Origin of the sequence: Neobacillus nitrireducens, from assembly GCF_030915405.1 — a bacterium.
Classification (GTDB): Bacteria; Bacillota; Bacilli; order Bacillales; family Cytobacillaceae; genus Neobacillus.
In genome coordinates, this window is the sequence record NZ_CP133262.1 from 1,666,880 (window position 1) to 1,687,479 (window position 20,600).

Annotated in this window: 19 protein-coding genes, 1 pseudogene and 1 other annotated feature; all 20 genes and pseudogenes read right to left on the reverse strand. The window is 40.6% G+C overall.

Features of this window, described 5'->3' with window-relative positions; all coding sequences use genetic code 11:
* Positions 1–16: 16 nt before the first annotated feature.
* Entirely contained in the window at positions 17–676 is a 660-nt protein-coding gene (gene pyrE, locus RCG22_RS07945; RefSeq protein WP_308106452.1) for an orotate phosphoribosyltransferase, read from the reverse strand.
* Positions 673–1,389 carry an orotidine-5'-phosphate decarboxylase gene (gene pyrF / locus RCG22_RS07950; protein ID WP_308106453.1) on the reverse strand — a complete coding sequence of 239 codons (717 nt, stop codon included), beginning with the start codon at positions 1,387–1,389 and terminating at the stop codon, positions 673–675. The genes pyrE and pyrF overlap by 4 nt, the downstream gene beginning before the upstream one ends.
* A complete protein-coding gene (locus RCG22_RS07955; RefSeq protein ID WP_098261133.1) occupies positions 1,361–2,302 on the reverse strand; it encodes a dihydroorotate dehydrogenase in 942 nt (313 codons plus the stop codon). The genes pyrF and RCG22_RS07955 overlap by 29 nt, the downstream gene beginning before the upstream one ends.
* On the reverse strand, positions 2,299–3,072 hold the full coding sequence (locus RCG22_RS07960) for a dihydroorotate dehydrogenase electron transfer subunit (protein WP_308106454.1): 774 nt from the start codon (positions 3,070–3,072) through the stop codon (positions 2,299–2,301). The genes RCG22_RS07955 and RCG22_RS07960 overlap by 4 nt, the downstream gene beginning before the upstream one ends.
* The gene (gene carB / locus RCG22_RS07965) at positions 3,069–6,275 is read right to left on the reverse strand and encodes a carbamoyl-phosphate synthase large subunit (protein ID WP_308106455.1); all 3,207 of its coding nucleotides are present in this window, start codon (positions 6,273–6,275) and stop codon (positions 3,069–3,071) included. The genes RCG22_RS07960 and carB overlap by 4 nt, the downstream gene beginning before the upstream one ends.
* Positions 6,268–7,359, reverse strand: coding sequence for a carbamoyl phosphate synthase small subunit (locus RCG22_RS07970; RefSeq protein WP_098261130.1), 1,092 nt, complete (start codon positions 7,357–7,359; stop codon positions 6,268–6,270). The genes carB and RCG22_RS07970 overlap by 8 nt, the downstream gene beginning before the upstream one ends.
* Positions 7,356–8,640: pseudogene (pyrC, locus tag RCG22_RS07975) on the reverse strand (dihydroorotase). Before pyrC ends, RCG22_RS07970 begins: the two are co-directional and overlap by 4 nt.
* Positions 8,600–9,544 carry an aspartate carbamoyltransferase catalytic subunit gene (locus RCG22_RS07980; RefSeq protein WP_308106456.1) on the reverse strand — a complete coding sequence of 315 codons (945 nt, stop codon included), beginning with the start codon at positions 9,542–9,544 and terminating at the stop codon, positions 8,600–8,602. Before RCG22_RS07980 ends, pyrC begins: the two are co-directional and overlap by 41 nt.
* 153 nt (positions 9,545–9,697) lie before the next feature.
* Complete coding sequence (locus tag RCG22_RS07985; RefSeq protein ID WP_308106457.1) at positions 9,698–11,011, reverse strand: solute carrier family 23 protein; 1,314 nt, start codon at positions 11,009–11,011, stop codon at positions 9,698–9,700.
* Between the two features lie 159 nt (positions 11,012–11,170).
* Complete coding sequence (gene pyrR / locus RCG22_RS07990) at positions 11,171–11,713, reverse strand: bifunctional pyr operon transcriptional regulator/uracil phosphoribosyltransferase PyrR (protein WP_308106458.1); 543 nt, start codon at positions 11,711–11,713, stop codon at positions 11,171–11,173.
* 184 nt (positions 11,714–11,897) lie between these two features.
* Positions 11,898–12,809 carry an RluA family pseudouridine synthase gene (locus RCG22_RS07995; RefSeq protein ID WP_308106459.1) on the reverse strand — a complete coding sequence of 304 codons (912 nt, stop codon included), beginning with the start codon at positions 12,807–12,809 and terminating at the stop codon, positions 11,898–11,900.
* Entirely contained in the window at positions 12,781–13,290 is a 510-nt protein-coding gene (lspA, locus tag RCG22_RS08000; RefSeq protein ID WP_286137853.1) for a signal peptidase II, read from the reverse strand. Before lspA ends, RCG22_RS07995 begins: the two co-directional genes overlap by 29 nt.
* A 90-nt stretch (positions 13,291–13,380) precedes the next feature.
* Entirely contained in the window at positions 13,381–13,674 is a 294-nt protein-coding gene (locus tag RCG22_RS08005) for a hypothetical protein (protein ID WP_098261123.1), read from the reverse strand.
* 142 nt (positions 13,675–13,816) lie between these two features.
* Entirely contained in the window at positions 13,817–16,582 is a 2,766-nt protein-coding gene (ileS, locus tag RCG22_RS08010; RefSeq protein ID WP_308106460.1) for an isoleucine--tRNA ligase, read from the reverse strand.
* A 74-nt stretch (positions 16,583–16,656) separates the two neighbouring features.
* Positions 16,657–16,899: a binding site (T-box leader), on the reverse strand.
* Between the two features lie 49 nt (positions 16,900–16,948).
* Entirely contained in the window at positions 16,949–17,464 is a 516-nt protein-coding gene (locus RCG22_RS08015) for a DivIVA domain-containing protein (RefSeq protein WP_166253891.1), read from the reverse strand.
* A gap of 87 nt (positions 17,465–17,551) precedes the next feature.
* A complete protein-coding gene (locus RCG22_RS08020; RefSeq protein ID WP_308106461.1) occupies positions 17,552–18,325 on the reverse strand; it encodes a YlmH family RNA-binding protein in 774 nt (257 codons plus the stop codon).
* 30 nt (positions 18,326–18,355) lie between these two features.
* Positions 18,356–18,619: a YggT family protein gene (locus RCG22_RS08025; protein WP_066252618.1), complete on the reverse strand. Its 264-nt coding sequence runs from the start codon at positions 18,617–18,619 to the stop codon at positions 18,356–18,358.
* Between the two features lie 6 nt (positions 18,620–18,625).
* The gene (locus tag RCG22_RS08030) at positions 18,626–19,087 is read right to left on the reverse strand and encodes a cell division protein SepF (protein ID WP_308106462.1); all 462 of its coding nucleotides are present in this window, start codon (positions 19,085–19,087) and stop codon (positions 18,626–18,628) included.
* 11 nt (positions 19,088–19,098) lie between these two features.
* Positions 19,099–19,776 (reverse strand): YggS family pyridoxal phosphate-dependent enzyme, encoded by a 678-nt coding sequence (locus tag RCG22_RS08035; protein ID WP_308106463.1) that lies wholly within the window; start codon positions 19,774–19,776, stop codon positions 19,099–19,101.
* On the reverse strand, positions 19,773–20,600 hold the full coding sequence (pgeF, locus tag RCG22_RS08040; protein WP_308106464.1) for a peptidoglycan editing factor PgeF: 828 nt from the start codon (positions 20,598–20,600) through the stop codon (positions 19,773–19,775). Before pgeF ends, RCG22_RS08035 begins: the two co-directional genes overlap by 4 nt.

The following is a 20,600-nucleotide window of genomic DNA, read 5'->3' on the forward strand; positions in this document are numbered from 1 at the left end:
ACATGATTTTTCAGCGTTAATTAAATTTTATCAGCGATTCTTTTTCCACGAACAGTTTGCTCCATGTAGCAGGATCCTTGCTCCATGAAAGTAGACTTTTCTGATCTTCTGCAGTAACGTTGCCATTTAAAATCGCTACATCTATTAATGTGGCAAAATCAGTTAGAGAAATACTGTTAATCCCGTTTTCTTGTAGCAGTTCTTTTCCCTTTTCAAGCCCATATGTAAAAATGGACACAACTCCAAGCACTTCACAGCCTGCTTCTCTTAACGCCTGAACAGCTGTTATCACACTGCCGCCTGTTGAAATTAAATCTTCTACAACAACAACTTTTTGACCCGATACAACCTTGCCTTCAATCTGATTACCTTTACCATGTCCTTTTGCTTTGGAACGTACATAGCACATAGGCAAATTCATAAGTTCACTCACCCATGCGGCGTGTGGGATTCCCGCTGTCGCGGTACCGGCAATAACTTCTGCTTCTGAAAAATTCTCTAGGATAAGTCTTTGCAACCCAGCTGCAATTTCTCTTCTAACTGCAGGGAAAGAAAGCGTTAAACGATTATCACAATAGATTGGCGACCGAAGCCCTGATGTCCAAGTAAATGGTTCCTGCGGCTTTAAGGCCACCGCATTAATTTCTAATAATTTTTCGGCAATTACGTGTTTCATCGTCTGATCCCCTTCCATGCTTCCATCCATTTTTCATAGCTTTTTACCGGGTCTACTGACCTCGTAATTGAACGCCCGACCACAATCGAGCTTACACCTGATTTTCTCGCGAATTCTGGTGTAGCAACTCGTTTTTGGTCTCCAACCTGATCCGATGACATTCGTATTCCCGGGCATACAGTCAAAAATGCCGGGCCGGCATTCTCCCGAATATATGCCGCTTCCCATGCCGAGCATACCACTCCATCCAGGCCTGCTTCTTTTGTAAGCAAAGCATAATGCATAACGGATTCTTCCAATGAAACAGGAATGAGCTGTTCCTTCTTCATTTGCTCTTCCGATGTGCTTGTCAACTGGGTTACGGCAATACATGCCGGCCGCTTCCTTCCAGATGTGCTCCCCGCTTCCAGACCTTCAAGGGCGGCTGTCATCATCTCTTTTCCCCCGGCAGCATGAACATTTACTAAGTCACATTCCAACCGAGCCAGTCCCTTCATTGCACTTTTCACCGTATTTGGGATATCATGAAGCTTTAAATCTAGAAAAATATGATGACCTTTTTCTTTTATTTGATGAACGATTGAAGGACCTTCCTGATAAAATAACTCCATTCCAACCTTCACAAAAAGCTTCTTTCCTTCAAAAGGCTGCAAAAAACGATTTACTTCGCTGCCATTGGCAAAATCAAGCGCGATGATAAGCGGGTTGTCCATGTTTCTTCCAGCTCCTTCCTGTACATTCATTGATGTGTTCAAACCCTAATTTTTCTAGTAAATCAGGTAGTTCTTTAATAATCGTCGGGCAAACGAATGGATCCACAAAATTTGCAGTCCCAACCGCTACCGCACTTGCGCCAGCATAGAAATACTCAATTACATCTGCTGCTGACTCTATTCCACCCATGCCAATAATCGGAATGGATACCGCTTGACTGACTTCATAAATCATTCTTATTGCAACAGGCTTAATGGCCGGACCCGACAAACCGCCTGTTCGATTGGCTAAAATCGGTTTACCCGTTTTTAAATCTAGCCGCATTCCAACAAGTGTATTAATCATCGTCAGACCATCCGCACCTCCGGCTTCAACTGCTTTAGCCATTTCCACAATATTCGTCACATTGGGTGACAGCTTCACGTACACCGGCACTTCGGAAACTTCCTTAACCTTCCGCGTTAATTCCTTCGCTACTTCTGGTATCGTACCGAATGCAATCCCGCCTGTTTTTACATTTGGACAAGAGATATTCAATTCCAACGCATGCACATTTGGTGCTTGGGAGATTTTGCGAGCAACCTCTACGTAATCCTCCTCGAGAGACCCGGCCACATTGGCAATAATCGGTGTATCGTACTGAGATAACCAAGGAAGTTCCTCGCCAAGTACTTTGTCTAACCCGGGATTCTGCAATCCGATCGCATTTAGCATTCCTGCTGTTGTTTCTGCCACCCGCGGTGTTGGGTTTCCGAACCTAGGTTCTAAGGTTGTTGCTTTAATCATGATCGCGCCAAGAACACTCAAATCATAAAATTGGCTGTACTCCCGTCCAAACCCAAAACATCCTGAGGCAGGCATAATTGGATTTCTCAGTGTTAAACCTGGTAATTCAATGTTCAATCGGCTCATATTAATACCTCCCCGGCACGAAAAACAGGTCCATCACTGCATACTTTTTTATAGGAAACCCCTGTAGGATCATCTGCACGTTTACAAACACAAGCAAAGCAAGCACCAATTCCGCAGCCCATTCTTTCTTCCAATGATAAGAATACCTTTTTATCGGAATAGCCTTGTTCAATTGCTTTTAACATGGGGGTTGGACCGCATGTATAGATACAATCAAACTCTAAATTTTTCATAACATCTGTGACAAACCCTTGTCGCCCGTAAGAACCGTCCACAGTAGTAACATAGGTTTCACCATTATTTAAAAATTCCTTTTCGTAAAAAACTGCCTCTGCGGTTTGAAAGCCGAGGACATGGATAACCTTTACACCTTTAGCAACTAATTGATTAGAAAGTTCATACAGTGGAGGAACACCGATTCCACCACCTACCAGTAAGGCCGTCTCACCAACGCTGACTTCATTGACAGGAAATCCATTTCCCAGTGGTCCAAGGATGTCAATTAACTCCCCTGGACCTGATTCTGCAAGTAACGATGTCCCCTTACCATCTTTCCGATAAATCATCGTCATGCTCTTTTGCTTTTTATCGAAGGAAGATATACTAATGGGTCTTCTTAAAAGCGGATCCCACCCATTTGAGACTCGTATATGCACAAATTGACCCGGAGCACTAATTTGATCGACTAATTCTCCTTGTACAGTAAGCTCATATATATCTGCCGCTATTTCTTGTTGGCTGCTAATTTTGCATAACTCTTTTCTAATCATGCAAAAACAGCCTCCTTTGTCACTGAAGCCATCGCTTCTGCTGAAAAGTTCATCGATTCAATTACTTTTAAGATTGCGTCTGCCGTGTCTAGTGAGGTTAAACATGGAACACCATTTTCTACGGCCTCCCGGCGAATCCTAAAGCCATCACGCTCCGGCTGTTTTCCTTTGGTCAGTGTATTGATAATGAATTGCGCCTCTCCATGTTGAATGACATCAAGAAGTGTCTTTCCTTCCGAACCAATTTTCCCAACCACCTTGACTCTGAGTCCGGCAGCTTCTAAGACAGCCGCTGTCCCACTTGTTGCCATTAAACGATAGCCGTTAGCGGAAAAGCGCTTAGCCAGTTTTAACGCTTCTTGCTTATCTTTATCCGCGACAGTAAACAAGACTGTGCCAAACTTTTGGATGGTCATTCCAGAGGCAACTAATCCTTTATAAAGTGCTTTTTCAAGTGTGACATCCTTACCCATTACTTCTCCAGTCGATTTCATTTCCGGCCCGAGTGTTATATCGACACTTTTAAGCTTCGCAAAGGAGAATACGGGAACCTTTACGAAAACTCCTTCTTTTTCAGTGACAAGTCCCGGAATGTACCCTTGATCTACAATCGATACGCCTAAAATAGCTTTCGTCGCAATTTTTGCCATCGGAATATTTGTTATTTTACTTAAAAACGGAACCGTACGGCTTGAGCGCGGATTAACTTCTAGTACATATACTTGGTTTCCTGCCAGAACATACTGGATATTTAGTAATCCGATAATGTTTAAGCCTTTGGCTAATTTCTCTGTATAGTCTACAAGTGTTTGTTTTACGATCTCCGAAAGAGTTTGCGGCGGATAGACAGCGATGGAATCACCAGAATGAACCCCTGCACGCTCGATATGTTCCATGATTCCAGGGATTAATACATTTTCCCCATCACAGATGGCATCTACTTCGATTTCTTTACCTGTTAAATAACGGTCAATCAACACGGGATGATCCGGATTAATTTTCACAGCATTTTTCATGTAATGCAGCAATTCCTCTTCATGGTAGACAATTTCCATGGCTCTTCCCCCAAGAACATACGATGGGCGGACAAGGACGGGATAACCGATATCATTGGCAATTACGGCTGCTTCTTGAGCAGATAGTGCTGTTTTTCCTAACGGCTGCGGGATATTTAATTGTTGAAGCGCATGTTCAAACTTATCTCGATTTTCAGCGCGATCTAAATCCTCAAGGCTTGTTCCAAGGATTTTAACCCCATTTTCAGCAAGCTCTGCGGCTAAGTTAATCGCTGTCTGCCCGCCAAATTGGACCACTACTCCAATTGGATTTTCTAACTCAATAATACTCATGACATCCTCAATTGTCAGTGGTTCAAAGTAGAGTTTATCGGAAATACTGAAATCGGTGGATACCGTTTCAGGATTATTATTAATGATGATTGCTTCATAGCCTGCTTCCTTAATGGCTTTAACAGAATGAACTGTTGCATAGTCAAACTCAATTCCTTGACCAATTCGAATGGGTCCCGATCCAAGGACAATGACACTTTTTCTATCCGTTACCACTGACTCGTTTTCCTCTTCATACGTGCCATAGTAATAAGGTGTTTCTGATTCAAATTCTGCTGCACAGGTATCAACCATTTTGTAAACCGGGATAATTCCGTGACTTTTACGCAGATTTATGATCTCTTTTTCTGTTGCTTTCCAAAGTTCAGCTATTTTTTTATCGGTAAATCCTTTTTGCTTTGCTTCCATTAAGATTTCCTTTTCAAAAGGATTGGCAGCAATCTTAGCTTCCAGCTCGATGAGTCCTTCCATTTTCTTCAGGAAAAATAAATCTATTTTACTCCATTGATGCAAGGTTTCAATGGTTAAACCACGTTTTAACGCTTCTGCAATGTAGAAGAGACGCTCATCGCCTGCTTTTCGAATCCGCTTTTCAAGCAATTCATTATCGATGTCCTCTGCACCGTTTAATTCAAAATGGAAGACACCCGCCTCAAGGGAACGAATGGCTTTCAAGAGAGATTCTTCAAACGTGCGGCCAATTGCCATGATTTCGCCTGTTGCTTTCATTTGTGTTCCTAATGAACGATTTCCCGATTCAAATTTATCAAACGGCCATCTCGGGATCTTTGTTACGATATAATCGAGAGCCGGTTCAAAGCTTGCGTACGTTTTCCCCGTAACAGGATTCAGCATTTCATCCAGTGTTAAGCCAACGGCAATCTTCGCTGCAAGCTTTGCAATCGGATAGCCCGTTGCTTTAGAGGCTAATGCCGATGAACGGCTGACACGGGGATTTACTTCGATAATATAGTAATTATAGCTATATGGATCTAAAGCCAGCTGAACGTTACAGCCTCCTTCGATTCCCAAGGCACGTATGATTTTAAGTGATACATTCCGGAGCAGTTGATATTCTCGGTCACTTAAAGTCTGGCTTGGTGCGACAACGATGGAGTCCCCTGTATGCACACCCACCGGATCAATATTCTCCATATTACAAACAACGATGGCATTGTCGTTTCCATCACGCATCACTTCATATTCAATCTCTTTGAACCCGGCGATACTTTTTTCAAGCAAGCATTGCTTCACAGGACTGTGCTTAAGTCCACTTGAAACGATTTCCTCAAGTTCTTGTTGATTATGACAGATTCCTCCGCCCGTACCTCCAAGTGTATATGCAGGTCGGACAATTACTGGGAAGCCAATCTTTTCTACAAAAGCATTCGCTTCAGCTATTTCATGGATAATTTCACTATCAGGGACCGGTTCATTTAATTCATTCATTAAGCTGCGGAATAAATCGCGGTCCTCTGCTTGTTTAATTGCTGAAAGTTTCGTACCAAGAATTTCAACCTCGCACTCAGCCAAAACTCCTGATTCAGACAAGTCAACAGCAAGATTTAGACCTGTTTGCCCGCCAAGAGTAGCTACAAGGGCATCCGGACGCTCTTTCCGAATAATTCTGCTGACAAACTCAACGGTTAATGGTTCGATATATACGGCATCAGCAATTTCTGTATCTGTCATGATCGTTGCGGGATTAGAGTTTACTAAAATGACCCGATAGCCTTCTTCTTTTAGTGCAATACAGGCTTGGGTACCGGCATAGTCGAATTCTGCTGCCTGCCCAATGACGATTGGTCCTGAACCAATTACTAATATGGAGTTGATATCTGTACGTTTAGGCATTTGCTGTAACCTCCTGTTTGTTCTCTTCCATCATCGCAAGAAACTGATCAAATAAACCGTTCGCGTCTTCTGGTCCCGGAGAGGCCTCTGGATGGTATTGAACGGTAAAAGCCGGATAATCTAAATGACTTAGTCCCTCGACCGTATTATCGTTTATAGCAATGTGAGTGATCGATAATCTTGTATCTTTTATAGACTCTGCTTCCACTGTATAGCCATGATTTTGTGAGGTAATCGCTATTTTCCCTGTGGACAGATCTTTGACAGGGTGATTCGAACCGCGATGACCAAACTTCATTTTCTCTGTATTAGCCCCGCAGGCAAGTGCAAATAATTGATGACCTAAACAAATGCCAAACAATGGTACACGACCTAAAACCCCTTTTAACATATCAATGGCTTCGGGAACATCCTTAGGATCCCCAGGACCATTGGAAAGCATAATCCCGTCCGGACTTAATTGAAGAATTTCATCAGCCGTTGTATGATAGGGAACCACGATGACATCACAATCGCGTCGGTTTAGTTCACGTAAGATACCGTGCTTCATCCCGAAATCAACAAGGACAACTCTTTTCCCGCGCCCCGGACTTGGATAAGCATTTTTGGTTGATACTTGTTTTACTTGATTGACTGGGAGCGACGATTTTCGTAATTTATTTAAAACCTCGGTCGGATTTTTTTCGATACTGCAAATGGCGCCTTTTAAGGTTCCATATTGACGGATGATTCTTGTTAATTTTCGCGTGTCTATCCCGGCAATTCCCGGGATTTTTTTCATTTCAAAGTATTCATCTAATGTATATTCACTTCTCCAGTTCGATGGGAAGTCAGCTGCTTCCTTAACCACGAAGCCTTTGACGGCCGGGGTGATTGATTCAAAGTCGTCACGGTTTATCCCGTAGTTCCCAATTAGCGGATAGGTTAGTGTGACAATTTGCCCGCAATAGGATGGATCAGATAGAATTTCTTGATAGCCCGTCATACCTGTGTTAAAAACGACTTCACCAATCGTTTCAGTATCACTGCCAAATCCTTTACCGATAAAAATTGTACCGTCTTCTAAGATTAGTTGTTTTTTCATGCTAGTACACATCCTTTTTCCCAAGCTATTTGCCCACAAGCTATGGTCATCTCTGGCCAGCCTTTACACTTCCAGCCGCCAAATGGGGTATTTTTCCCTTTTGATAAGAACTCTTCTGGCTTAATTTCACTTTCATCCTCGAGGTTCAAGATAACTAAATCAGCTGGTGCTCCTACTTCTATTCTTCCGAGCGTCAGCCCGAACGCCTCTGCTGGTTTTATTGTTAAAAATGCGATTAATTGCTCGAGTGAGATGATATTTTTTAATACAAAATGAGTGTAAAGCAGTGGGAATGCTGTCTCTAGTCCTACAATCCCGAATGGGGCGAGAATCATTCCCTCACTTTTTTCTTCTGCCGTATGCGGGGCATGATCGGTTGCAATAAAATCAATCGTTCCATCAAGAAGTCCCTCAATAAGGGCTGTTCTGTCATCCGTTCCGCGCAGCGGAGGATTCATCTTGAAATTTGTATCAAGTCCCGGGATGTCATCTTGAGTTAATAATAAATGATGCGGTGTCACTTCAGCAGTGACATTAATGCCTGCCCGTTTTGCATCCCTTACCACCCGGACCGATTCCTTTGTACTGATATGACAGACATGATAATGACAGCCTGCTGCTTCAGCTAAGAGGACATCTCTGGCAATTTGGACTGATTCACAGGTGGAAGGAATTCCATTTAGTCCATGTTTCTCCGAAAATGATCCTTCATGAACACAGCCTTTATTTATTAAGGTGTTTTCTTCGCAGTGAGCAACGATAGCCATTTGGTTAGCTGCAGCCTTACGCATGGCCGCAAGCATCCTTTCTGCCGACTGAACACCAACACCATCATCAGTAAAAGCAAACGCTCCAACTCTTTTTAGTGCCTCAAAGTCTGTTAAATCCTGCCCCAGCTGTCTGGTTGTAATTGACGCATACGGCAATACCCGAATAGATGCCGTATCTTGAATACGCTGTTGCAGCCATTCCATTTGTTCTTTGGTGTCAGGCACCGGTCTGGTATTTGGCATCGCTGCTATCGTTGTGAACCCGCCCCTGGCTGCGGCACGTGTCCCTGTAGCGATGGTTTCCTTTTTTTCCCCCAGGTTCGCGAAGATGAACATGTAAATCGATAAATCCCGGTGAAACAAACTTCCCGGCTGCATCCACTTTACGATCAACATCTTCATCTATATGTGATTCAATTTTCGTTATCATGCCGTTTTCTATTAAAATATCAGCTTCGTTCGTTTCACCATTAAATGCTATGTAACATGCGTTCTGTATAAGTAGTTTCATATTGTTTTCCTCCTTCAAGACTCTCAATTGACCTTTTAATGGCTGCCATTCTGACATATACACCGTTTTCCATTTGTTTGAAAATTCTTGATCGCTTGCACTCCACAAGACTATCAGCTATTTCAACATTTCTATTAACCGGAGCAGGATGCATAATGATGCTTTCTGACTTCATCATTTTTTCTCTCTCTAATGTAAGACCAAATTGTTGATGGTACTCATTTGCTGTAAAACTGCTTTTAGTTTGGTGCCGTTCATGTTGAACGCGGAGCAACATCACAACATCACTCTCTTGTACTGCCTGATCAATGGGCCTATACCTGGATATATCTACACTTCTAGTATCAAACCATTCTTTTGGACCTGAAAAAATCACCTCAGCACCCAGCCTTGTCAGAACATCTGCATTTGATCGGGCTACACGACTATGTCGAATATCGCCGATGATGGCAATTTTTAAACCTGAAAATTGGCCATACTCTTGCTGGATGGTCATCAAATCCAGAAGTGATTGTGTGGGATGATGTCCGCAGCCATCCCCGCCATTTATGATTGGAATCTTTACCTTGCCTACTAGTTCGTCAAAGTAACGATCCTGTTCATGACGAATGACGATACTATTAACGCCAATCGATTCTAATGTTTTCACTGTATCGTAAAGTGTCTCCCCTTTTTGAACACTTGAGGTCAAGACTTCAAACGGGATAACCTCTAAACCTAATCTTCTTTGCGCCACTTCAAAGCTGCTCTTTGTTCTAGTGCTTGGTTCGAAGAATAAGTTAGCAGTAAACATTTGGCTTTCGGGTTTCCATCTCATCCCGCCTGCAAACCTCTTGGCATCTGTTAAGATTTCATAAATCTCTTCCACCTTCAATTCATTCGTGGTCAGTAAGTGATTTACCATCCATCATCCCCGCCTCTCAATTGTTATAAAAAAACACTCTGAACATCGGTTCAGAGTGTAAGAAATCACAACTTATCTCATGATTCAAAATCATGGAACTAAGCTTACACCCTTATAAACCTCACAGGATTTATTTAAAGAGTTGAAACTTTATTATGCAGTTTTTCGCTTTTCAGAGATTTTATTATCCTCAAGCATATTTTCATCGATTGGTTCTTTGCCAGGCAGGATGATATTTAAGAGAACCCCGCAAATGGCTGCCAAAGCCATACCTTGAATTTGTAATGATTCCGATACCTTGATCACAGCACCGCCGATTCCAATCACTAGGATGACGGAAGAAATGACAAGGTTGCGTTTGTTTCCAAAATCAATTTTGCTATCAACCAGCATTCGCAAACCAGAAGAAGCTATTATTCCGAAAAGCAGAATCGAAACACCTCCCATAACTGGGGTTGGAATAGTCCCGATCAAGGCTGTAATTTTTCCAATAAAACCAAAGATAATCGCGAAGACTGCTGCACCAGCAATAACATAGACACTGTATACTCGGGTGATGGCAAGGACTCCGATGTTTTCACCGTACGTTGTTTTCGGTGGACCACCAATCAACGAGGAAATAATTGTTGCTGTTCCATCCCCTAATATCGACCGGTGCAAGCCTGGTTCCTTAATATAATCACGGCCAACTACTTTACTAAGCACCAGTTGGTGTCCAATATGTTCTGATAAAGTTACGATTGCCACTGGTACCATTAACAGGGCCAAGTCCCATGTGAATTTTACTTTATAGCTTATGAAAGGAAACATAAATTCAGGCATTTCAAACCACTTCGCATCTAGGACTGGTTTAAAATCGACGACCCCGACCGCAAACGCGTAGATATATCCAACAATAATTCCTGCTAAGATAGGAATCATGCTTAACATTTTTTTTGCATAGATTGAAAAGATAATGGTTGCTATTAAGGTGACAAGTGCGACAGAGAAATGAAGCATACTATACTTTCCACTTGCAGGATTATTCATCGCCATATTCACAGCAGTTCCTGATAGCGCTAATCCGATAACAATGATAACTGGTCCTACCACAATTGGCGGAAGCAGGTTCATGATCCAACGATGACCCGCCTTGCTAATTACAAGGGAAACTATTCCATAAACAAGTCCCGCAAGGAACGTACCTACCATGGCACCGCCAGGTCCTCCTGCTGCTTTTGCAGCAATCACCGGGCCGATAAAGGCAAAGGATGAGCCCAAGTAGGCTGGTACTTGGAATTTTGTTATTAAGAGAAACGCCAATGTGCCAAGTCCGCTTGAGATAAGGGCAATCGATGGGCTTAACCCCACAAGGTAAGGGACAAGAATGGTTGCTCCAAACATAGCGAATAAGTGCTGTAAGCTCAAGGTAATCCATTGAAAGGGTTTAGGAATCTCTTTTACGTCTAAGATTGGTTTATTGTTCATTATATTTTCCCCCATTTTTAATACTGGATAATTTTTTTCATAAAAAAACCTCTTTGTCCGTGAAGGTACAAAGAGGGTATGGATATGCCTAATAAAGTTTTAATTCGGCATAATCCCCTTTGTCAGCCTCACAGGACTACATTTAAAAGGGTCTGCTATTTATTTTTCAAATATACTTACTTGCTCGATTTTATCGACTTCGGTTAGCTCGACAACAATTTTTTCTTCACTAGAGGTTGGGATATTTTTTCCGACATAATCTGCCCGGATGGGAAGCTCCCTGTGTCCCCTATCAACTAAGACTGCAAGCTGAATCACTGCAGGGCGTCCTATATCGATTAAAGCATCAAGTCCTGCCCTGACTGTTCTACCCGTATATAAAACATCATCAACGAGTATCACCTTTTTATTATTTATGCCAACCGGAATATCCGATCCTTTAACAAGGGGCTCTTGGTTTTCCGTCTTTTTTGTTAAATCGTCGCGGTATAGGGTAATATCTATTTCACCTACTGCAATTGCCTTTCCCTCAATCTCTTCAATTTTTGCTGCAAGTCGATTGGCAAGATAAATTCCTCTTGTTCGAATCCCAACCAGTATGCAGTCATCGATCCCTTTGTTTTTTTCAATAATTTGGTGAGCAATTCTAGTCAACGCTCGACCGATTGCTTGTTCATCCAGGACAACAGCTTTTTGGTTCATATTACACCTTCTTCTTTTGTAAAAATAAAAAACCTCTCAGCCAATTTTGGTGAGAGGTTAACGAGTTAATTTAAAGATATGGACATAATTTATCCATAATCTTAACCGTTTCCTTCTCAGCCTCACGGGACTGTTTTAAAGGCTTATTAAGCTAAAATTATCTTACTTTAAATTAACGACTGTGTCAATGATTATTTCGAAGCTGTGTAAGCAGCATTTCCATATCTTCAGGAAGCGGTGCTTCAAATTCTAAATATTCGTTTGTTCTCGGGTGGTTAAAGCCAAGCACTCCTGCATGTAATGCTTGTCCTTCAATTTCCAGCGTTTTTTTCGGTCCATATTTTGGATCTCCAGCAAGCGGATAGCCAATATATTTCATATGAACACGAATTTGGTGTGTTCGTCCTGTTTCCAATTGACACTCAACAAACGTAAAATCTTTAAACCGTTCAATCACATGGAAATGCGTGACAGCATGCTTCCCATGGTCAACTACTGTCATGCTTTGGCGGTCTTTTGTATCCCGGCCAAGCGGGGCATCCACTGTTCCAAAGTCATGGGGAATGACACCATGAACAATCGCTTTATATTTACGGGTAACCGTTTTAGCTACTAATTGATTCACAAGGCTTTCGTGGGCCATATCATTTTTGGCCACCATCAGCAGTCCCGTTGTATCCTTATCTATCCGGTGAACTATCCCTGGTCTTAATACACCATTGATACCCGATAAATCATTACAGTGGTACATTAAACCATTGACTAATGTCCCTGAGATATGCCCGGGAGCAGGATGAACGACCATCCCCCTTGGTTTATTTACAACCAAGACGTCTTTATCTTCATAATAAATCTGTAAGTTTAGATCTTCAGGTAAAACATCTAGTTCTTCTGGGTCTGGAATGGTGATCACAATTTGATCATTTGTACTGCATTTATAATTGGTTTTTATCTGCTGCCCATTCACAAGGATATTACCTTCTTTTATCCATTGCTGTACTTGTGTTCGGGACCATTCGGGGTCAAGATTAGAGATCACCTTATCAATCCGATCTCCTTTTTGCTCCTCAAGAATGGTGTGTTCCATTTTCTCCATATGATTTCTCCTTTGATTCTCTCTCTTCAAGCAACATTTGAATCATTAACATGATAACACCGATTACTAATGCAGAATCCGCAATATTGAAGACAGGGAAATTATAACCAAAAACATACGTATGAATGAAGTCAACAACTTCCTTACGAATCACCCGATCAATAAAATTGCCAACTGCACCTCCAAGCATCAGAGCTAACGATACGCCTAGCATCCATTTACCTTTTACTGCTTTATAAAGATAATACATAATTGCGACGATAACGATCACAGTAATTACATAAAAGAGCCACATTTGACCTTGCAAAATCCCCCATGCTGCTCCACGATTTCGGTGTGAAGTAATATAGAAAATGTTATCAATGACGGCAATACTTTCTCCTAGATACATGTTACTTACAATTAACCATTTCGTAATTTGATCTAATAAAATAACAAAAAGAGCGATTAAGTAATAAAACACTAAGAAATACCTCCACATAACCTGGGACTTACCATTCCAGGCGCTTTTACTTTTCATACTTCTTAAGCATTTTAGCATACTTTATCGCTAAACGAAAATGGTACTTGATTAAAAAGAATGGTAAATCGTTTTTTTGAAGTAACTCTCCAAATACTCTGAATCCTTTTGTGATTTTAATGTTGGAATCATGTTTAATAAATCATTGGATAAAAATTCACCGGAAATTTCACATAGGCCATAATTTCCATTTTCTAATTTGTTAATAGCAGTCATAATATCTGACAATTCTTCCTCTAAAATGGTTATTAACCATCCTTGGGATTGTTTGTTTTTTAAAGAATCTTCGATTTCTTCTTTCGTTTGACGGAGTTCCAAGAACAGCTTTTCCTGCATGGCATTCATAGTTGCTACCTCCGTTAATCATTTGTCTTATTATTTCCGTGACCTATTACTTCACACGGAAAAACATTTAACAACTACTACAACAATTAACGGAGAAGGAAAAAATTAAAAGCCCCATGCAAAATGCACAGGGCTTATGATTTTAATTATGGGTGTAGTTAGCTTTCACTACTTCGGCACAACGTGGGCAAAGTGTTGGATGTTCTGAATCTTGACCAACATCTGGCGTAACAATCCAGCAACGCTCACATGTTTCACCTTCAGCTTTTGTAATAACAATCGCCGCTGTTTCTAATTTCAGCGCATTTTCAGGTGCTTCCTCATAGTGACCTGCTACTTCGAAGCCTGAGATGATAAACAACTGCTTCATATTTTCATCAATTGAATCTAAAAGTGCTCTCGATTTTTCATTAACATACAGGGTTACTTTTGCCGTTAATGATTTTCCGATCACCTTTTGATTCCGGGCTTCTTCAAGTGCTTTTAATACATCATCACGCAGATGCATAAATTCAGTCCACTTATCTTCCAAAGCTTTTGCATTCGTTAATTCCTGATACTCCGGAAGGTCTGTCAATTGTACACTTTCTTCAATAACGGATGGGATGTACTTCCACACTTCATCAGCAGTGTGAGATAGAATAGGCGAAACCAACTTCGTTAAAGCAAGAAGTGATTCATATAAAACAGTCTGGATTGCACGTCGTTCATGATTATCTGTGGCCTCAATATAAAGGACATCTTTTGCAAAGTCAAGATAGAATGAACTTAAATCAAGGGTACAAAAATTATTAATAGCATGATAAATACCTGCAAATTCATAGTTTTCGTAGGCATTACGCACATTTCTGATCAGCTTGTTTAATTTGACCATCATAAACTGATCGACTTCCCTTAAATTTTCATAAGGAACTTTATCACTAGGGGTAAAGTCTGCTAAATTTCCCAATAAGAAGCGGAACGTGTTACGGATTTTCCTGTAAACTTCAGCCACCTGTTTTAAAATCGGATCGGAAACACGAACATCCGCTTGATAATCTACAGAGGCAACCCAAAGTCGTAAAATGTCTGCGCCCAACTGATTCATTACCTTCGCCGGTACAACCACATTTCCTATTGATTTACTCATCTTTCTTCCTTCACCATCAAGTGCAAAGCCGTGGCTTAATACTCCTTTATATGGTGCTTCACCTGTAACAGCGACAGCAGTAGATAATGACGAGTTAAACCAGCCGCGATATTGGTCAGATCCCTCAAGATATAAGTCAGCAGGACGGACTAAATCATCTCTTTCAAGTAAGACCGCTTGATGGGAGGAACCGGAATCAAACCACACGTCCATGATATCCGTTTCCTTTGTAAATGTTCCGTTTGGACTTCCTGGATGTGTAAAGCCCTCCGGAAGTAAATCTTTTGCCTCACGTTCAAACCAAATATTGGAACCATTCTCGCGGAATAAGTCAGATACATGATTGATCGTTTCATCCGTAATAATTTCTTCCCCATTTTCTGCGTAGAAAACAGGAATAGGTACTCCCCAGACACGTTGACGAGAAATGCACCAGTCCCCACGGTCACGAACCATATTAAATAGCCGTGTTTCGCCCCAAGCTGGTACCCATTTGGTTTCCTTCACAGCTTCGAGTAATTCATTGCGGAAGTCCTTAATAGACGCAAACCACTGTGCTGTAGCACGATAGATGACCGGCTTCTTCGTTCTCCAGTCATGCGGATAAGAGTGAGTAATAAACGAAAGTTTTAGTAATGCACCTGCATCTTCTAAAGCTTGTGTAATAGGTTTATTCGCAGTATCGTAAAATAATCCTTCAAAGCCTGGTGCTTCAGCTGTCATTACACCTTTATCATCGACAGGACATAATACGTCTAAGCCGTATTTTTGACCAACATAAAAGTCATCTTCCCCGTGACCCGGTGCTGTATGAACACAACCCGTACCGGCATCTGTTGTTACATGTTCTCCCAACAAAACCAATGAATCACGATCATATAGAGGATGACTCGCTAAAATATTTTCTAATTCATTACCCTTTAATTTATTAACAACCGTTGCATCTTCCCAGCCAATTTCCTTCGAAACAGATTCAAGAAGAGCTTCTGCAACAAGATATTTGTTCCCATTCACAGAAACCACAACATATGTTAAATCAGGGTGAACGGAAATACCTAGGTTTGCTGGAATAGTCCATGGTGTTGTTGTCCAGATAATAATTTGAGTATCAGCTTCTAAAACACCTTTTCCATCTTTCACCTTAAAGCCAACATAAATAGATGCGGACTTTTTGTCTTGATATTCGATTTCAGCTTCAGCAAGTGCTGATTCACTTGACGGTGACCAATAGACAGGCTTTAGACCTTTATAAATATACCCCTTTTTTGCCATTTCGCCGAAAACCTTAATTTGTTGTGCTTCATATGCCGGCTTAAGAGTAATATACGGATTTTCCCAGTCACCACGGACTCCAAGACGTTTAAATTGTTCACGTTGATTATCGATTTGCTCAAGGGCGTATTTCGTACAAAGCTGACGGAATTCTGCAACCGTCATTTCCTTACGTTTTACTCCCTTATTAGTTAAAGCTTGCTCAATTGGAAGGCCATGTGTATCCCAGCCAGGTACGTATGGTGCATGATAACCGCTCATTGATTTATAACGGACAATCATATCCTTTAAGATTTTATTAAGGGCATGCCCCATATGGATATCACCATTGGCATACGGAGGACCATCATGTAAAACAAACATCGGACGCTCTTTGGTTCGCTCCTGAACCTTTTGATAAATATTCATCTCTTCCCATTTTGCCTGAATCTCTGGTTCTCTTTGTGGAAGATTACCACGCATTGGAAATTCTGTTTGTGGCATTAACAACGTATTTTTATATTCCATCTCTACTTCCTCCTGTAATCCTCTTCATATAACAGAATAGCCAATCGACAAACAAAAAAACCCTCTCATCCCAAAATAGGGACGAGAAGGTTTTATTCCCGCGGTACCACCCTGATAAATAGAACAAAATAATGTCCCATCCTCTTAAAGATTCGTAACGTGAATAACTCGCCTAAGCCTACTTTTCCTTTAGAAGGAGGTTCGACTGCGGAACTCGAGGGTGATTTTCCAATTTCCCAACTTTACCGGGCTTCCACCACCCCCGACTCGCTTTATAAAGCCTTAGAAAATTGTACTGTCCCTTTCATCGTCGTTGACCATTCTTTATAACTGTTAAGAAATTATATGCTAAAAAAACGTATTTCGTCAAGCTAATGAATCTTCTTCTTGATGAACTTTTAACTCAGTCGCATCTAGCTCGTACTCTAATAAATGATCCCAATCATCCGTATTCAACATATCCAACTGCGCTTCGATTAACATTTTAAAACGGGTTCGGAATACTTTTGATTGCTTTTTTAAATCCTCAATTTCCAGAGCAATTTTCCTTGCCTTTGAGAGGGATTCATTGACGATTCGGTCCGCATTTTTCTCTGCTTCCTTAATAATCAGCTTTGCTTCCTTTGAGGCATTACGTTTTACATCTTCCCCAGCTTCTTGAGCAATGATAATTGATTTATTTAGAGTATCCTCAATTGTGACAAAATGAGAAAGGCGCTCATTCATATCGTTCAAGCGCTCTTCCATTTCTTTTTTCTCTCTGAGCACTAATTCATAATCTTTGATGACTTGATCAAGAAATTCGTTCACTTCATCTTCATCATATCCTCTAAAACCCTTATTAAACTCTTTATTGTGAATATCCAACGGTGTTAACGGCATTGATGCCACCTCCATAAAATCTCTGATTCTATATGTATAAGCAAATATTCGACAGCATTCTTCGAATTTCCTTCTTTATTTATGTAGTTATTTTTGTTTTCCGACATTAATTCGCCATTTTTCTTTTTTTGTTTTCCCTTCAATGGCGAGAACTTTTGCTCTTCCATAACCTCTTACCGAAAGCATATCACCGATTCCACATTCAAATGAAGGGTTTTCGGTTAATGTCCAATTTACTTTTACAAGCCCTTGTTGAATAAAAAGCTGTGATTTTTGCCGTGATACATGATATATACCTGAAATAACCGTATCAAGTCGTAAGGAAGATACTGTTAATTCACTCTCAATCAATAATTCTTTGGTTGGAATTGCATTCTCAATATCCGTTTCAATCAGTTTTACCCCTGCCCTGCCAATTGTTTCAACATTGCTTTTAATATAATCACTTATTTCTTTTGCAGCGAAAAATTGGCACTTACCATCTTTTGTAAGAATGTCACCGAATTTCCCCCGCTTTAGTCCCAAGGACATGAGCGTGCCCAAGACCTGTCGATGTTCAATCGTGACGAACTTGACGGGATATTGGATTTCAAAAAGACTGATTTGAAATTCATCTTCAGTAACGGGTAAATAATCTGGAAAGATTAGGGCTCTTTTCCGTTCAACATCAGGGGTGCCGCCAAAAAGTTTGTAGTTCACATCACCATGTTCACCAATTAACATTTTTAGGATATGCTGCTCCCTTGGATCAAGAAAATCTGTTAACTTTGGAGAATAGGTTGTCTCGACATAATCCTTCCAATTTAACACCTGGTCAATATAATCTCGTTCTTCCGGACGAAAGTGCTGATATATGTTCATTTTTCATTACACAACCTAGACTCAATATTCTTAAGCTAGCCAGCCATATACGCTGTTTAACCCACTACTAGCGAAATTTAAAACAAGAAATGCAACAATGGGCGAAATATCCATCATCCCAATCGGAGGGATTATTTTTCTAAATGGCTCTAAATATGGTTCACAAATCTTCGCTAGAAATTGACCAATCGCTGACTCCCTGGCATTAGGAAACCAAGACATTAATATATAAATAATTAAAGCCCACGAATAATAATAAATTACCTTACCAAGTATCACAAAAATTAATTCCATTAGGATCTACCACCTCGTATTTTGATTATCAAAATCAGGAATCAAATCGGATATATTTCCTGATACCTCAACATTATCAGGTGTACATAAAAATATACTTAAACCAATTTTTTGAATGTCTCCCCCGAGTGCATAGACAACTCCACTTAGAAAGTCCACAATTTGCCTTCCTTGTTCACTATCAATTCGCTGCAGGTTCACTACAACTGCACGGCGATTTTTTAAATGGTCAGCAATATCAGTGGACTCCGAATATGTTCGTGGTTCGACTAATATGACCTTGGACGACTTTGAAGAGATGGGCGCTTTTTGGACACTTTGTAAGCTAACTACATTTTGATTTTTTACCACTGGCTGCAGCTTTTGTTTAACAGGTGCTAGCTCAGCTGTTTGTGCATAATCTTCATTATTATCATCATATTCCTCATCCAAAAAGAAAAAGGTTTTTAATTTTGATTTAATCGTCATTATCTTCTCTCCTAACCATCTTCACCAACAAGCGCTGTACCTATTCTTACCATTGTAGCCCCTTCTTCAATTGCAATGACATAATCATTAGACATGCCCATTGAGAGCTCTGTACACGGGGCGTAATCCAAATCTAAGGCCTGAACTTGATCGCGAAGTTCTCTTAATTTCCGAAAACATTCTCGAATTTGATTTTCATCATTTGTTAAGGGAGCCATTGTCATTAATCCTTCCACACAAATCTTCTCAAATTTGTGAAGCGATTCTATAAATAATACCGCTTCCCCAGAACTTAAGCCGTGCTTAGATTCCTCCCCGGATACGTTAACTTGAATCAGACATTTTACCTTTTGCTCAGCTCGTTTATTAATTTCTTCAGCAAGTGAAATCCGGTCCAAGGAATGAATATATTCTACTTTATTAATTATATTTTTTACTTTACGTGTTTGCAGTGAACCGATATAATGCCAGGTAGGCTTGTCCTTTAGAACTTCCCACTTTTGAAGAAGCCCTTCATCACGATTTTCACCTAAGTTTGTTATACCTGCCTCTAAAGCTTCACTTGCTCTCTCTGTACTAACATATTTTGTGACGGCTATTACTTTTATTTCCTCAGGGTTCCGCTTTGCTCGAAGACAGGCGTTAATAATTTTTTGTTTAATTTGTTCAAAATTTACTGCTACCCTCATAAATGTTCCGTTGTCTCCTTCCAACCAATAAAACTTAACATTCTTCCTGTCCGACCTTGATCACGACGGTGGGAAAAGAACTCCTCATCACAACTAGAACAAAATCTAGTCTTCAGGATATTAGACTCTGGTACACCAGATTTCATAATAATATGCCGATTTACTTCACGTAAATCTAAAGAATATTGACCATCATTAATTAAATTATAGGGTAATATTTCGACATCTTCTAGTGTATTTTCAACCATATTTATGACATGCTTATCAACAATATAACATTTTTCACATATCGATGGACCAATTGCGACTAAAATTTGTTGAGGATCGATACCTTCGCGTCCCCATGCAATGATCATTTCCTTAGCAATCTGACCTACGGTCCCTTTCCAGCCAGCATGTGCAATTCCAATCATCTTTGATTCAGGTGCAATAAAAAATAGAGGGACGCAGTCGGCAAAGCACAGCGATAACAGAATGCCCTCCTCATTCGTATAAAAACCATCGGTGTCTTTAATTGAATTTTCATAGGAATGGGACCCTTTCCCACGATCTGCTTTGGTTATTTTCTTCAGATGAATACCATGTGTTTGTTCTGCCCCCACCCAGGTGTTTAGAGGAAATTCCACTAGATCAGACACTATACTTCTGTTGGAGCAAACAGCACTTAATTCATCACCAACATGAAAGCCAAGGTTTAAGGTATCGTAATCCCCTCTGCTCGTTCCTCCATGTTTGGTGGTTATACCGACAGCCAAACCGGGCAATTGTTTTATCCAGTTTTCTATTGTGAAAAACGACTGATTCTTTAAAACAAAGGGTTCCAT

Excerpts from the sequence above, each read along its gene's own strand:
- pyrE (WP_308106452.1), bottom strand. The coding sequence starts at position 676 with ATGAAACACGTAATTGCCGAAAAATTATTAGAAATTAATGCGGTGGCC.
- pyrF (WP_308106453.1), bottom strand. The coding sequence starts at position 1,389 with ATGGACAACCCGCTTATCATCGCGCTTGATTTTGCCAATGGCAGCGAA.
- RCG22_RS07955 (WP_098261133.1), bottom strand. The coding sequence starts at position 2,302 with ATGAGCCGATTGAACATTGAATTACCAGGTTTAACACTGAGAAATCCA.
- RCG22_RS07960 (WP_308106454.1), bottom strand. The coding sequence starts at position 3,072 with ATGATTAGAAAAGAGTTATGCAAAATTAGCAGCCAACAAGAAATAGCG.
- carB (WP_308106455.1), bottom strand. The coding sequence starts at position 6,275 with ATGCCTAAACGTACAGATATCAACTCCATATTAGTAATTGGTTCAGGA.
- RCG22_RS07970 (WP_098261130.1), bottom strand. The coding sequence starts at position 7,359 with ATGAAAAAACAACTAATCTTAGAAGACGGTACAATTTTTATCGGTAAA.
- RCG22_RS07980 (WP_308106456.1), bottom strand. The coding sequence starts at position 9,544 with ATGGTAAATCACTTACTGACCACGAATGAATTGAAGGTGGAAGAGATT.
- RCG22_RS07985 (WP_308106457.1), bottom strand. The coding sequence starts at position 11,011 with ATGAACAATAAACCAATCTTAGACGTAAAAGAGATTCCTAAACCCTTT.
- pyrR (WP_308106458.1), bottom strand. The coding sequence starts at position 11,713 with ATGAACCAAAAAGCTGTTGTCCTGGATGAACAAGCAATCGGTCGAGCG.
- RCG22_RS07995 (WP_308106459.1), bottom strand. The coding sequence starts at position 12,809 with ATGGAGAAAATGGAACACACCATTCTTGAGGAGCAAAAAGGAGATCGG.
- lspA (WP_286137853.1), bottom strand. The coding sequence starts at position 13,290 with ATGTGGAGGTATTTCTTAGTGTTTTATTACTTAATCGCTCTTTTTGTT.
- RCG22_RS08005 (WP_098261123.1), bottom strand. The coding sequence starts at position 13,674 with ATGAATGCCATGCAGGAAAAGCTGTTCTTGGAACTCCGTCAAACGAAA.
- ileS (WP_308106460.1), bottom strand. The coding sequence starts at position 16,582 with ATGGAATATAAAAATACGTTGTTAATGCCACAAACAGAATTTCCAATG.
- RCG22_RS08015 (WP_166253891.1), bottom strand. The coding sequence starts at position 17,464 with ATGCCGTTAACACCGTTGGATATTCACAATAAAGAGTTTAATAAGGGT.
- RCG22_RS08020 (WP_308106461.1), bottom strand. The coding sequence starts at position 18,325 with ATGAACATATATCAGCACTTTCGTCCGGAAGAACGAGATTATATTGAC.
- RCG22_RS08025 (WP_066252618.1), bottom strand. The coding sequence starts at position 18,619 with ATGGAATTAATTTTTGTGATACTTGGTAAGGTAATTTATTATTATTCG.
- RCG22_RS08030 (WP_308106462.1), bottom strand. The coding sequence starts at position 19,087 with ATGACGATTAAATCAAAATTAAAAACCTTTTTCTTTTTGGATGAGGAA.
- RCG22_RS08035 (WP_308106463.1), bottom strand. The coding sequence starts at position 19,776 with ATGAGGGTAGCAGTAAATTTTGAACAAATTAAACAAAAAATTATTAAC.
- pgeF (WP_308106464.1), bottom strand. The coding sequence starts at position 20,600 with ATGGAACCCTTTGTTTTAAAGAATCAGTCGTTTTTCACAATAGAAAAC.